The 13,417-nt window shown below is 69.5% G+C and carries 11 protein-coding genes and 1 tRNA gene; 7 read left to right on the top strand and 5 right to left on the bottom strand.

The genetic code is table 11. From position 1 onward, the window contains the following. Positions 1–73 precede the first annotated feature (73 nt). The 3 genes from JHB91_RS03460 to JHB91_RS03450 all read left to right on the top strand — a co-directional run bounded on the left by JHB91_RS03460 (position 74) and on the right by JHB91_RS03450 (position 1,996). Positions 74–1,051 (top strand): LysR substrate-binding domain-containing protein, encoded by a 978-nt coding sequence (locus JHB91_RS03460; RefSeq protein WP_199372580.1) that lies wholly within the window; start codon positions 74–76, stop codon positions 1,049–1,051. A 70-nt stretch (positions 1,052–1,121) separates the two neighbouring features. Beyond that, positions 1,122–1,211, top strand: a tRNA-Ser gene (locus JHB91_RS03455). A gap of 137 nt (positions 1,212–1,348) precedes the next feature. Next, on the top strand, positions 1,349–1,996 hold the full coding sequence (locus JHB91_RS03450) for a response regulator (RefSeq protein ID WP_199372581.1): 648 nt from the start codon (positions 1,349–1,351) through the stop codon (positions 1,994–1,996). Positions 1,997–2,017: 21 nt separating this feature from the next. Here JHB91_RS03450 and JHB91_RS03445 read toward each other — a convergent pair whose 3' ends face one another. Next, a complete protein-coding gene (locus JHB91_RS03445; protein ID WP_199471470.1) occupies positions 2,018–5,206 on the bottom strand; it encodes an Rne/Rng family ribonuclease in 3,189 nt (1,062 codons plus the stop codon). A 451-nt stretch (positions 5,207–5,657) separates the two neighbouring features. On the opposite strand from JHB91_RS03445, the gene JHB91_RS03440 reads away from it, so the two are divergent. Then, positions 5,658–6,626 (top strand): RluA family pseudouridine synthase, encoded by a 969-nt coding sequence (locus JHB91_RS03440; protein WP_199471468.1) that lies wholly within the window; start codon positions 5,658–5,660, stop codon positions 6,624–6,626. Positions 6,627–6,669: 43 nt separating this feature from the next. On the opposite strand, the gene JHB91_RS03435 is transcribed toward JHB91_RS03440, so the two are convergent. Further along, positions 6,670–7,011, bottom strand: coding sequence for a 4a-hydroxytetrahydrobiopterin dehydratase (locus tag JHB91_RS03435; RefSeq protein ID WP_199471467.1), 342 nt, complete (start codon positions 7,009–7,011; stop codon positions 6,670–6,672). 109 nt (positions 7,012–7,120) lie between these two features. Here JHB91_RS03435 and JHB91_RS03430 point away from each other — a divergent pair, with 109 nt between their 5' ends. Further along, positions 7,121–7,714, top strand: a complete 594-nt coding sequence (locus JHB91_RS03430; RefSeq protein ID WP_199372585.1) for an NfuA family Fe-S biogenesis protein — start codon at positions 7,121–7,123, stop codon at positions 7,712–7,714. Between the two features lie 28 nt (positions 7,715–7,742). Beyond that, positions 7,743–9,449 (top strand): hypothetical protein, encoded by a 1,707-nt coding sequence (locus JHB91_RS03425; RefSeq protein ID WP_199471466.1) that lies wholly within the window; start codon positions 7,743–7,745, stop codon positions 9,447–9,449. A 21-nt stretch (positions 9,450–9,470) separates the two neighbouring features. On the opposite strand, the gene JHB91_RS03420 is transcribed toward JHB91_RS03425, so the two are convergent. From JHB91_RS03420 to JHB91_RS03410, 3 genes are all read right to left on the bottom strand, one after another. Further along, positions 9,471–11,075, bottom strand: a complete 1,605-nt coding sequence (locus JHB91_RS03420; RefSeq protein WP_199471464.1) for a BCCT family transporter — start codon at positions 11,073–11,075, stop codon at positions 9,471–9,473. 159 nt (positions 11,076–11,234) lie between these two features. After that, positions 11,235–11,666 carry a c-type cytochrome gene (locus JHB91_RS03415; protein ID WP_199372588.1) on the bottom strand — a complete coding sequence of 144 codons (432 nt, stop codon included), beginning with the start codon at positions 11,664–11,666 and terminating at the stop codon, positions 11,235–11,237. Between the two features lie 8 nt (positions 11,667–11,674). Then, on the bottom strand, positions 11,675–12,010 hold the full coding sequence (locus JHB91_RS03410; RefSeq protein ID WP_199373210.1) for a cytochrome c: 336 nt from the start codon (positions 12,008–12,010) through the stop codon (positions 11,675–11,677). Positions 12,011–12,243: 233 nt separating this feature from the next. On the opposite strand from JHB91_RS03410, the gene JHB91_RS03405 reads away from it, so the two are divergent. Further along, positions 12,244–13,380: an efflux RND transporter periplasmic adaptor subunit gene (locus JHB91_RS03405; protein ID WP_199372589.1), complete on the top strand. Its 1,137-nt coding sequence runs from the start codon at positions 12,244–12,246 to the stop codon at positions 13,378–13,380. Positions 13,381–13,417: the final 37 nt, after the last annotated feature.

Raw genomic sequence — 13,417 nt, 5'->3', positions numbered from 1 at the left:
GGTCCTGGCCGTCATTGTTGCAAAATAGAGAGAATCTTGATCAAATAGCGTCCATTGTTCCGGAGGATGCGTCATGCAGGATCTGAACGATCTCTATTACTTCGCCATGGTGGTTGACCACGGCGGCTTCGCGGCAGCGGAACGCGCGCTCGGCATTCCGAAATCCAGGCTCTCGCGGCGCATCAGCCAGCTTGAAACCGAACTCGGTGTGCGCCTCCTGCAGCGTTCCACCCGACGCTTCGCGGTCACCGATGTCGGCCAGAGCGTGTATCGCCACGCCCAGTCGATGCTCGCCGAGGCCACGGCCGCGCGCGAGGTCGTGGACCGGCTGAGCGCCGAGCCGCGCGGCCTGGTGCGCGTCAGCGTGCCGGTGGGCCTGGCGCAGCAGCAGATGCCGCAGATCCTGCCGGAATTCCTGGCGCGCCATCCGCAGGTGCGGCTGCAGATGCATGTCAGCAACCGCCGAGTCGACGTGATCAACGAAGGCTTCGACGTCGCCATCCGCGTGCGCAACAAGCTCGACGACGACGGCAGCCTGGTGATGCGCAGCTTCGGCCAGATCCAGGAGCTGCTGGTCGCAAGCCCGACCTATCTCGATCGCGCCGGGCGGCCGACGTCGCCGGAAGAGTTGAACGACCACACCACCATGACCATGGGCGAGGACGAGGTGCGCCAGCGCTGGGAGCTGCAGGGCACGTCCGGCGAGACGCGCCGCATCGAGCTGAAGCCACGCGTGGCGGGTTTCGATTTCCCGATGCTGATGGCCCTGGCCAAGCAGGGGCTCGGCATCACCATGCTGCCCGAGACGCTGTGCGCGGAGCCGGTGCGCAATGGCGAGCTGGAGGTGGTTCTTCCCGAATGGCGGCTGCCGCAGGGCATCGCCCACGTCGTGTTCGCATCGCGTCGCGGCATGCTGCCGGCGGTGCGCGTGTTCATCGACTATCTGGCCGAGAAGCTGCCGCCGCTGATCGAATCCTCGCGCGTGGATTGCGGCTCGTGCCGTCGTGGCGAGACCGAGGGTCACGTGCACGCCACGCCCACCGCGGCCTGAGCGGTGCCGCGCGGCAGCGCGCGTGCGACAATCCGCGCCGCGCGATGTACGCACTGCACCTGCGTTTCCCGGAGAGATGGCCGAGTGGTTTAAGGCAGCGGTCTTGAAAACCGCCGAAGGGTCAAACCTTCCGTGGGTTCGAATCCCACTCTCTCCGCCAATCCGCCACTGCCAGCTGCCCTGAATGGGCGCTGCGTCACAGACGCGCCGCAAACAAATCCGTTCCTCCACCTTGCGACCCCTTGGGGGCGCGGGTAGCCTCGGCCATAGGGGCAACAAGCAGGAGAGGGGACAAGGATGACCATCAGGGTCTACGTGGTGGATGACCACGCACTGGTACGCGCCGGGATGCGCATGATCCTGTCGGCTGAAGCCGACATCGAAGTGGTGGGCGAAGCGGAGAGCGGGGAGGTGGCATTGCCACAGATCCGCGCCTTGAAGCCCGATATCGTGCTGTGTGACCTGCACCTGCCCGGAGTCAGCGGGCTGGAAGTCACCGAGCGCATCGTGCGCGGCGAATACGGACCGAGAGTGATCGTGGTGTCCGTGCTCGAGGACGGGCCGATGCCCAAGCGCATGATCGCCGCGGGTGCGGCGGGCTATGTCGGCAAGGGTGGCGATGCGGCCGAGCTGCTACGGGCGGTCCGCGAGGTGTACAACGGGCGCCGGTTCCTGGCCAGCAACGTGGCCCACAACCTGGCGCTGTCGGGGTTGGGTGGCGATGAATCACCGTTCGATTCGCTGTCGCCGCGCGAAACCGAGGTGGCGATGCTGCTGGTGCAGGGGCTTCGCCAGGAAGAGATCGCGCGTCGGCTGAGCCTGAGCGCGAAAACCGTCAACACCCACAAGACGCGGCTGTTCGAGAAGCTGCGCATCCACGACAACATCGCGCTTGCGAGGCTTGCCAGCCAGTACGGCATGACCGACCCCGCGCACGCCATCTAGCGCACGCGGGGCGGTTGGCGATCAGGCGCCGCGTGGCGCCTGGTCGTCGTCCTCGGATGAGGTGCCGCGGTCGTGGGCATGCGTGTTGGCGTCGCTGCCGGTACCGGCATCCACGTCCAGGTCAGCAGCGGCCACTTCGCCGGCCGTATTGCCGTGATCGGCTTCGACGCTGGTGGCGGGCTGCGCCGGCTCCACCGCGTCGAACAGGCCACGCGGCTGTGCGCCGAGTGAGGTCGGGGCCGGTTCGGCCGCCACGTCCGGCTGCACGACCGCGGCGGGTGCTGCCACCACGCCAGGTGCTGCGACCGCGTCGGGCTGGACGATCACGCCAGGCACGATGACCACGTCAGGCGCGATGACCGGATCGGCGACGACCACGACATCGGGCTCCACTGCGACAACCGGGGCGTCGACAACGTCCACGGGCACCTGCGGCGCGTCCTGAGCGACAGGTGCGGCAGGCTCGACAGCGGGTTCGATCGCGGGTTCGAACGCGTGCGGCGTCGACACCGCAATGGCTGCCGGTGCTTCGCTTCCGGTCGCGCCCGACCCGGGCGTTGCAACCATGGTGTCGCGCGGGTCAGCCACTTCCGGTGCCTCGTCCATGTCCGTGTCCGTGTCGACGCCGGTCACCGCGGCGGCGGCGGCCGACGCCGGGGACGCCGGCCTGCGCCTGCGCGCCGGCTTGGCGGGTGCGGCCTCATCGTCCTCGAAGTCGAATTCCGGCTGCGAGCTGTCGGCGAGGGCAACGTCGCCCGCGTCCTCGGCTGATACGCCATCGTCCTGGCCTTCGACAGCGGCGCCTTCGCCACTGCCGCGACGGCGGCGTCGGCCACCGCGGCGACCGCGGCGGCGACGCGGGCCTTCGCCATGGCCGTCGGAGCCGTCGTCATCCGCCGTGGCATCGGTCGTGCCGCGCTGACTCTCTTCGTCGTCGCCGTCCCCGGCGTCATCAGCAGCCTGTGGCACCGGCGGAAGCGGGCGGGGCTGCGAGGCAGCGCGCGGCGCTTCCGCAGCGGCCGAAGCGGCCGGAGCGTGCGTCGCGGCGGCAGCCGTGATCACGCCGGTGGCCGCCGTCAGCGTTGCGTCCTCGACCACGGGCATCTGGCTTTCAACGGCCTTCGGTGCATCGCCACTCGCCTGGTCGCGACGCTGGCGGCCCTGCTGCTGCCCGCGCTCGCCTTCCGCGCGTGGCGGCCGCGGTGGCCGCGGCTGCTTGGCCTGCTGCTGCTGTTGTTGACCACCCGCCGGCTGCTTGGCTGCCTGCGGCTGCGACTGCTGCTGGGGCTTTTCCTGCTGCCTGTTGCGGCCCGACTGCTGATCGCCACGCCGGCCGTCACGGCGGCCATCGCGTCCGTCACGGGCACCAGCGTTCTTGCCGCCGCGCGCGTCGCGCTCCTGGCGCGGACCGCGCTCGCCGCGGTCATTGCGGCGTCCGTCCTGCTGGCCAGCGTCACGGGCCTGCGGCTGCGCAGCGGCGGACGCGCCGCCCATCAGCGACTTCAACCAGCCCATCAGGCCGCCCGTCGCGGGCGCGGCTACCGGCGCGGCCACCGGCGCAACCACCGGCTGCGCTTCCGGCGCCGGACGCGGCTCGCGCACCGGCGCGGGCTGCGCATGCTGCACGTGGGTAATGGCGGCCGGAGCCGGCACGTTGAGGTTGGCCTTGGTGAGCGCGATGGTCGCGACCTTGCGCGGCGTGCCGCGGCGGTAGCTCGGCTTGGCCGAGTCTTCGTCGAGCTCGTTGGCGCGCAGGCGGGTGACCTCGTAATGCGGGGTCTGCAGCTGCTCGTCGGCGACGATCACGATCGGCGACTCGTGGCGCTGTTCGATCTCGGCCAGCGCGCTGCGCTTCTCGTTGAGCAGGTAGTTGGCGATGTCGACCGGGGCCTGCACCAGCACCTGCCCGGTGTTGTCCTTCATGGCGTGTTCTTCGGCCACGCGGACGATCGACAGCGCCAGCGATTCGATGCTGCGCATGCGGCCGTGGCCCTCGCAACGCGGGCACACGATCTGGCTGGACTCGCCCAGGCTCGGACGCAGGCGCTGGCGCGACATCTCCAGCAGGCCGAAGCGCGAGATGCGCCCGATCTGCACGCGCGCGCGGTCGTACTTGAGCGCGTTCTGGAGGCGGTTCTCGACGTCGCGCTGGTGCTTGCTCGACGACATGTCGATGAAGTCGATCACCACCAGGCCGCCGAGGTCACGCAGGCGCAGCTGGCGGGCGACTTCATCAGCCGCCTCGAGGTTGGTGTGGAACGCGGTCTCCTCGATGTCGCCGCCCTTGGTGGCGCGCGCGGAGTTCACGTCGACCGCGGTCAGGGCTTCGGTCTGGTCGATCACCAGCGCGCCGCCGGAGGGCAGGCGGATGGTGCGCTCGTAGGCGTTCTCGATCTGCGACTCGATCTGGAAGCGGTTGAAGAGCGGGACATCGTCGGTGTAGTAGCGGAGCTTGCGCAGGTTGTGCGGCATCACCTGCTCGACGAACTCCTTGGCCTCCTCGAACATCTCCGGGGTGTCGACCAGGATCTCGCCGATGTCGGCGCGCATGTAGTCGCGCAGCGCGCGGATGATCAGCCGCGATTCCTGGTAGATCAGGAACGGCGCGGGCTTGCTCAGCGCGGCTTCGGCCACGGCGCGCCAGACGCTCAGCAGGTAGTCGAGGTCCCACTGCAGCTCTTCGGCGTCACGGCCGACGCCGGCGGTGCGGATGATCACGCCCATGTCGTCGGGGATCTGCAGGGCGTCCATCGCCTTCTTCAGCTCGGCGCGGTCCTCGCCCTCGATGCGGCGCGACACGCCACCGGCGGTGGGCGAGTTCGGCATCAGCACCATGTAGCGGCCGGCCAGCGAGATGAACGTGGTCAGCGCCGCGCCCTTGTTGCCGCGCTCGTCCTTGTCCACCTGGACAACGACTTCCTGGCCTTCGCGCAGGAGCTCCTTGATGCCGGCCTTGTTGTGGTCGACGCCGGAGGCGAAGTAGTCGCGGGAGATTTCCTTCAGCGGCAGGAAGCCGTGGCGCTCGGCGCCGTATTCGATGAAGGCGGCTTCAAGCGAGGGCTCGATGCGGGTGATGCGACCCTTGTAGATGTTGGACTTCTTGTGTTCCTTCGACGGTTGCTCGATGTCGATGTCGTACAGGTTCTGGCCGTCGACGATGGCGACGCGCAGCTCTTCTGCCTGCGTCGCGTTGATCAGCATGCGTTTCATGGTGCGTTCCTCGCGCGCTCTCGCACGCGGAACGCCGGGGCGTTTCGCCTGGATGTGGCCTGCCGCCGGCGCGTGAGCGCCAAGGCGACCTCGGTTGCTTCCAGCGCTGCACACCACGGCGGGCCGCGGGAGCGCTTGTACTCTTGAATTTTAGTTTGGGCCGGCGGCAGCGGATGCCGATGCCATCAAGGCAGGGGCGTCCGCGCCGCTCGGGACATGTTCAGCGCCGGTGCCGTGGCACCGGGCGATCACAGGAACTGCTGTCCAGCCGCTAACATGGCTGCCCCGTGGGCAGTGGCCGCGCGCTGTACGGGATCCGCGGAAGGCCGGCTTTTGGCCGGTGAACTTCCTGCGAAATCAGCACCTTATCTCGCGGCGTGAGTGTATCAGAAAAAGACTCCAGGCCGGTTGCAGCAGGCAGCCGGCACCGCATGCATACAGGATCCAGCGAATGACCGAGCGCCACCCCGATCCACCCGCCACGGGCGGCGTCCGCACGGTGCGGATCCCCGACGACCGCGACGGACAGCGCCTGGACAACTTCCTGCTCGGGCAGCTGAAGGGCGCGCCGCGTTCGCTGGTCTACAAGATCGTGCGCAGCGGCCAGGTGCGTGTGAACGGGGGGCGGGTCAAGGCCGACCGGCGGCTGGAGGCCGGCGACGAGGTGCGGATTCCCCCCGTGAGGCTGGAGGAGGCCGGCGAAAAGGGCGTGCCCGGACGCAGCCTGCTGGATGCCATGGCGGCCAGCATCGTGTTCGAGGACGCCCGCCTGCTCGCCATCAGCAAGCCGGCCGGTATCGCCAGCCACGGCGGCAGCGGCATCAGTTTCGGCGTCATCGAGACCCTGCGCGCCCTGCGTCCGGGCGAGCCGCTGGAGCTGGTGCACCGCCTCGACCGCGACACGTCGGGCCTCATGGTGGTGGCGAAGAAGCGCTCCGCGCTGACCGGGCTGCAGGCGCTGATGCGCGAGGACGGTGGCGCCGGACTGCGCAAGCGCTACCTGGCGCTGCTCACCGGGCGCATGCCCGACGGCGTGATGAGCGTGGATGCCCCGCTGCACGTCGGGCTGCGCCAGGGCGGCGAGCGCCATGTCCAGGTCAACCCGGCGGGCAAGGCGTCGCTCAGCCACTTCCGGGTGCTGGAACGTCTGGGAGGGCATTCCTATTGCGAAGTGCGCATCGAGACCGGCCGCACCCACCAGATCCGCGCCCATGCGCGGCACATCGGCCATCCGGTGGCCGGTGACGACAAGTACGGCGAGCCCGAGGTCAACCGCCGCCTGCGCGACCAGGTCGGCCTGCGGCGCATGTTCCTGCACGCCGCGTCGCTGGAGTTCGCGCTCGACTACGGCAAGGCGCCGTACGTGCTGAGCGCGCCGCTCGATCCCGAGCTGGGCGAGGTGCTGGACCGCCTGCGCTAGCCGCCTGCCGGAGTCCACGGCGGTACACGCCGCCAACGATGCCTCAGCCGGCGATCGCGTCCGCGCGCGCCGCGCAGATGAAGTCGTTCTCGCTCAGCCCGCCGACGTCGTGGGTGGAATAGCGCACCACGCAGCGGTCGTAGTGCACGCCGAGATCGGGGTGGTGGTCCTCGCGGTTGGCCATGTGCGCCAGCGCGTTCACGAACGACATGGTCCGGTAGTAGTCGGGGAAGCGGAAGGTTCGGGTCAGCGCCTGGCCGTTCTCCGCCAGCGACCAGCCGGCGACTTCGGGCATGAGTTCGTGGACGCGGCCTTCGTGGAGCCTGTGTTCGCTGCCCTTGCGCGGAATGCAGTGGGCCTGGGCGAGCGGGATGAGGTCGGACATGGTGTCTCCTGTGGCCGGATGCCCCGGCTGCGCTGAACGAAAGGTGTGGCGCGGTGCGCGCGCCCGACGCGTATGCGGCAACGACGGGCAGGGCGGCTAGAATACGCCCATGATCCAGATCTCCGAATCCGCGCAGACCCATTTCCGCAAGCTGATCGAGCGTGAGGCCGTGTCCGGCATGGGCGTACGCCTGGCTGCGATGCGTGCCGGCACCCCCGAGGCCGACGTCAGGCTCGAGTTCGCCGCGCCCGATGAACTTCAGGGTGACGAGTGGGCGATCGACTGCCAGGGCTTCACCCTGTGGCTGGACGCGCCCAGCGTGCCGTTCCTCGACGGCGCCGAGATCGATTACGCCACGCTGGCCACGGGCGGGCAGCTGCAGATCCGCGCGCCCAAGATCAAGGGCCAGGAGCCCGATGCCGACGCCTCGCTGGTCGAACGCGTGCGCTGGACGGTGGAGCACGTGGTCAATCCGCAGCTCGCCCAGCATCGCGGCCATGTCGACGTGGAGGAAGTGCGTGCCGACGGCGTGGTGCTGCTGCGCTTCGGCGGTGGCTGCCACGGCTGCGGCATGGCCGACGTCACTCTCAAGCAGGGCATCGAGAAAACGCTGATGGAGCGCGTGCCGGGGGTGACCGCCGTGCGCGACGCCACCGACCACGACACCGGCGCCGCGCCCTACATCCCGCGCGCTTCGGCCTGATCGCGCGCCCGCGCTTCGACCGCGACGGATGTTCTCTTCCGCCGAACTGATCGAAGCCCTGCGCCGGCGCACCCGGCGTTCCCTTCGTCCACTGCCTCCGGTCGGCGAGTTCCCACCTGGTTGGCGCGACTGGTTCATCGCAACGCAGGCGCGCAGCCGCGGCGTGGCAGGCGCGGCTGCCGGCGATATCGCCGCGCTCCTGATGGCACGCGAGCCGCAGCCGTCCACGCAGGTGCTCGAAGTGCTGGGCCCCTGGCGCGCCTACGCCACGCTCTGGCGCCAGGGTTGGCAACCGGCCAGCCGCGACGAGCGCGGCACGCGCGTTGCGGCGATGACGCTGAGCATCCTCCTGCATCTGCTGTTCGCACTCGCGCTGGTGTGGTTGATGCATGCGCGCTTCTTCGTGTTCGCGGCGCCGGAGGCGGCGCGCGAAGGCGAGCAGGTGATCCAGGTGGAATTCATCGGCACCGGCACCCCAGAAGATGCCGGAGGCGGCGCCGCGCAGGCGACCAGTGACGATGAACCGTCGCCTGCTGCATCGGCATCCGCTGCGCCATCCGCGGCGGCAGCCCGCGAGCCGCAGCCCGCGCCACCGCCTGCACCACTGCCGGAGCGCGGCGAGGCGCTGGACGAGGCGCCGCCGGTAGCTGCGGTCGAGCCCGTACCGTCACCGCTGCAGGTCACCGAGGTGGCAGTGCCCGATACCCGCTTCACCGTGCCGCCGCCGCGGCCGATCGACATCGACGCTCCGCCTGTCGCGCCGAGGGATGTGGTGGCCCGGACCCGCGAGATCGAAGTGGCCGCCGCGCCGGTGACCCCGGTACTGGCCGAGGTGCGCACGCGCCCGATCGAGGTGGCGGTGCCCAAGCCTTCGCCGCGCGGGGTGGCGGTGGTCGAGCGCGAAATCGAAGTGGCCCCGGAGGCCGCCAGGATCTCCACGCAGCCCGCGCGCGAGGTTCCAACGATGACCACCCGGCAGCCAGCCACGCAGGCGCCCGCGGTGCGCGACCGGGGCGTGCCGATGCCGACGCAGCGAGCGGCCAGCGATGCATCAGCGGCGACTGCGGCCACAGCGACGTCCGCGAATGCGCCAGGCAGCAGCGCACAGGGCGGGGCGGGCACGTCCACGGCTGCGTCGCCTGCACCCGCAGGCGGGCGCCCGGACGCCGCCGGGAGCGGTGCGCGCGCCAGCGGGACTGCCGCAGGTGCGGGTCCAGCCGCGGACGCAAAACCCGGTGCCCTGCCATCGTCGCGCCGCGGCAACGACCGGGGCGATTCCACGCGCAACGTCGCCGGTGGCCAGGCCGGAAGCCGGGGCCTGTTCAACGCCGACGGCAGCGCGCGCCTTCCCGGTGATGGGCGCGTGGGTGGTGGCCTGCCGCCGGGCACGATCACCGAGGATTTCGAGAAGATCGACCGCAATGGCACCTGGCTCAAGCGTCCGCCGATCGGCTACGAGCCGACCTCGCTGGACCGCTACTGGGTGCCGCATGAAAGCCTGCTTGCCGAATGGGTGCGCAAGAGCGTCACCGAGGTGCGGATCCCGATTCCCGGGAGCTCCAAGTCGATCCGCTGCGTGACGGTAATGCTGGCGCTCGGCGGCGCCTGCGACATCGTCGACCCCAACATGCAGGACGTGGAGGCCACCGCGCGCAAAGCGCCCGACGTGCCCTTCAAGCGGGAGCTGCAGGAAGACCAGGACAGCCTCGGGCCGGAGCCCGGCAGCGCGCCCTGAGCGCGCCGTTCTGCCGCGTGGTCAGCGGCCTGGTGGATGCGGTGCGGCCGGCACGCCGGCGTCACCGTTCGCCTTCGCGGCGATCGCCTGCGCCTGCTGCTCCTGTTCGCGCGCGACCCAGTCCTCGAGCACGCGCCGCGCGCGTCGCGCCTCGGCCTTTTCGCGCAGCGCTTCGAGGCGCAGCACGCGGTTCAGGCCCACCATGACCGCGATCATGAGCAGCGCGAAGGGCAGCGCCGCCACGGTGATCAGCGCCTGCAAGGCCTCGAGGCCGCCGGCGACCAGCATGGCCGCAGCGACCACCGCGATGGCGATGCCCCAGGCAAACTTGCGTGCCAGTGTCGGATCCCCGGCGGACTCGCTCGACATCGAGCCGAGCACCAGCACCGCTGAATCGGCCGACGTCACGAAGAAGATCACCAGCAGCAGGATGGTCAGGCCCGACAGCAGCCCGGACAGCGGCAGCATGTCGTACATGCCGAACAGCACCGTCTCGTAACCTGTCGCAAGCGCCCCAGCCATGTCCGCGCCGCCGAAGATCTGCGCCCACAGCGCGGTTCCACCAAACGTGGCGAACCACGCGAAGCCGAGCAGGCTGGGCACCGCGACCACCCCCAGCACGAACTCGCGCACGCTGCGCCCGTACGACACGCGCGCGATGAACGCGCCCACGAACGGCGACCACGAAATCCACCACGCCCAGTAGAAGATCGTCCAGTCGGCCACCCAGCTGCTGCCGGAGAACGGAGTCATCGTGAGGCTCATCTCAAGCAGGTGGTCGAGATAGCTGCCCAACGAGGTGGTGAAAGTTTCGAAGATGAAGCCGGTGGGCCCCAGCAACGCCACCGCCAGCAGAAGCAGGCCGGCAAGGACCAGGTTGAAGTTCGACAGCCACTTGATGCCGCGGTCCACGCCGCTGGCGCTCGACGCCATGTACAGCACGAAGCACACGGCGATCACCGACAGCTGCATGCCGAGCCCGCTGGGCAGGCCGAACACGCGCCCCATGCCGGCGCTGATCTGCATGGTGCCGAAGCCGAGCGTAGTGGCCACACCGATGGCGGTCGCCACGACCGCGACGATGTTGACCGTCGCGCCCATCCAGCCCAGGTGGCGGTCGCCGATGAGCGGCTGCAGCAGGTCGCTCACCAGTCCGCGACCGCCGCGGTTGTACTGGAACCAGGCGATGGCCAGTCCCATCAGGGCATAGATGGCCCAGGGGTGCAGGCCCCAGTGGAAGAAGGTATAGCGCATCGCCGCACGCGCGGCCTGTGGCGTGTCCGCTGGCAGGCCTTCCGGCGGATTGACCAGGTGCGAGACGGGCTCTGCCGCGCCCCAGAACACCAGACCGATGCCCATGCCGGCGGCGAACAGCAGCGCCAGCCAGGTCGGCCGGGAGAATTGCGGCTCGGCGTCACGGCCACCGATGCGGAGCGCGGCGAGCGGTCCGAAGGCAAGGTAGGCCATGAACACCAGGGTGAGGAACACGATCAGTAGGTACAGCCAGCCGGCGTGCTCGATCACCGTTGCCAGCGCCGTGCCGGTCATCGCCCCGAATGGTTCCGGCGCCAGCCCGGCCACCAGCGCCAGCACGAAGACCAGGATCAACGAAACGCGGAACACCATGGGCGCACTCCCTTTAGGTCTGCGGCACCGGCCTGCGTGGATGCGTCAAGACTTTACACGCCTCATTGCAGGCGCGATGCCGGCAAACCAGAAAGCCCGCGTCAGGCGGGCTTTCGGGATGCATCAGCTGCCGGGAACGAGCCCCGGCGGCGGTGTGGGTCACTTGCCGGCGTGCGCACCGTGCAGGTCGCGGAGCTGGCCCGGACGCGAGGCGAAATACGCGGCGAGGTCGGCGATCTGCTGGTCGTCCAGGCCGCGGGCCTGGCTGGACATGAGCGCGTGGTCGCGCGCGCCGCTGCGATAGGTCTGCAGCGCATGTGCAAGGTAGTCGCGGTACTGGCCGCCGAGCTTCGGGTAGGCGGGATCGAGCGGGACGTTGCCGTCGGCGCCATGGCAGTCGATGCACGACTGGCCGGTGGCAGCGCCCTTGGTGTTGGCGAGCTGTTCGCCCTGGGCGATGCGGCCAACCGGCAGCGCGTTGACTGTGGTGGCGGACGCGACACCGCTGGCGGTGGTGCCGTCGCCGCATGCGGCGAGGCCCACGGTCGCGACCAGGACCAGGGCGAGGCTTGCGGCTTTGGCGATCGTCATGGGGCGGCTCACGGCGTCAGTCCCGAAATGAAGGCGGCGATGTCGGCGATGTCCTGTTCCGAGAAACTCTGCGCCTGCACCTGCATGGTCGGGTGCTTGCGCGTGCCGTTGCGGTACTCGGTGAGCGCATTGACCAGGTATTCGTTGGACTGGCCGCCGATCCGCGGCACGTGGTAGTGCGGATAGGCGTTCTTGTAACCCTCGATGCCGTGGCAACCCACGCACGTATAGGTAAGCATGCGCCCGCTCTCGGCGTTGCCCGCGGCGGCCTGCTGCGCGAGGGCGGCGGGAGCAAACGAGGCAAGGGCAAGGGCGAGGCAGGCGGCGATCGGCATCGGTCGCATCATGTCTGGGTCCGCATCCTGAGGCTGGGTGGTATGGCTGGGCGCGAGCGGCCTTGCGGACGCGTGCAATCGGCGCAGTATAGCCGCCGACTCAGCGACTGTTAACGCCACGCGTTGGCGCTTCGTTGCCACGCGCGTGATCAGCCCTGCCGCTTGCCACCATGACCTTCGGCGGATATCCGCGCCGGGGCCGGTGCTATACCTTGCTACCACACCATTCTGGCTGCCCATCCATGCTTCCGAGTCCCGCTGTCACGCGTCGCCGCACCGTCGGCCTCGCTGTCCTCATGTTGTCCGCCAGCCTGCTCATGCAGGGTTGTCGCGGAGACGCCGATGCCGCGGCGAAGGACGCGGAAAAGGCGCCCGAAGCGGTGCCGGTCGAGGCCGTTGCGGCGGCGCCGCGCGCGATCGCCGCGAGCTACAGCGGGAGTGCCACTTTGGAAGCGCGCGCCGAAGCACAGGTGGTCTCCAAGACCTCGGGTGTCGCCCTGCAGGTGCTGGTGGAAGAAGGCGATGCGGTGCGCGCCGGGCAGGTGCTGGTGCGCATCGATGCCGACCGCGCACGACTCAACCTGGCGCAGGTCGACGCGCAGATGCGCAAGCTCGAAGCCAACTTCCGTCGCGCCAGCCAGCTGGTCGACCAGCAGATGGTGAGCGTGGGCGATCACGACCAGCTGCGCTACGACCTCGAAAACGCGCGCGCGGCCTGGCGCCTGGCGCAGCTCGAGCTGTCGTACACCAACGTGGTCGCGCCGATTTCGGGCGTCATTGCGTCGCGATCCATCAAGACCGGCAACTTCGTGCAGATCAACACCCCGATCCTGCGCATCGTCGACAACTCGCGACTCGAGGCCACGCTCAACGTGCCCGAGCGCGACCTGACCACGCTGCGTGCCGGGTTGCCGGTTCGCATGCAGGTCGATGCGCTGCCCGGCCGCACGTTCGAAGGCGTGGTGGCGCGCATCGCGCCGGTGATCGAAGCGGGCAGCGGCACGTTCCGCGTGGTCTGCGCCTTTGATCCGGATGACAGTGCGCTGCAGCCCGGCATGTTCGCGCGCATGGGCATCGACTACGACAACCGCGCCAACGCGCTGGCCATCCCGCGCACCGCGTTGCTCGAGGATGAGGGCGACCCCGCTGTGTTCGTGGTGCGCGATGGAAAGGCCGTCCGCACCACCATCGAAACCGGCTATGTCGAAGGCGCCTTCGTGGAAGTACGCAAGGGCCTGGATGCCGGTGACCGCGTGGTCACGGCGGGCAAGGTGACGCTGCGTGATGGCAGCGCGGTCCAGGTCATTGGTGATCCGCCCACGGTGGTCGCCACGGCGGCCACCGAGGCCGGCGCCAAGGCCGACGGGCAGACACGATGAGCACCCGCGGCGGGGAGGGCCGCGACCTGCAGCACGC

Source organism: Luteimonas sp. MC1828, assembly GCF_016461615.1.
Taxonomy (GTDB): domain Bacteria; phylum Pseudomonadota; class Gammaproteobacteria; order Xanthomonadales; family Xanthomonadaceae; genus Luteimonas.
Note: the sequence above shows the minus strand (reverse complement) of the source record. Positions and strands in the feature narration are given on the sequence as shown.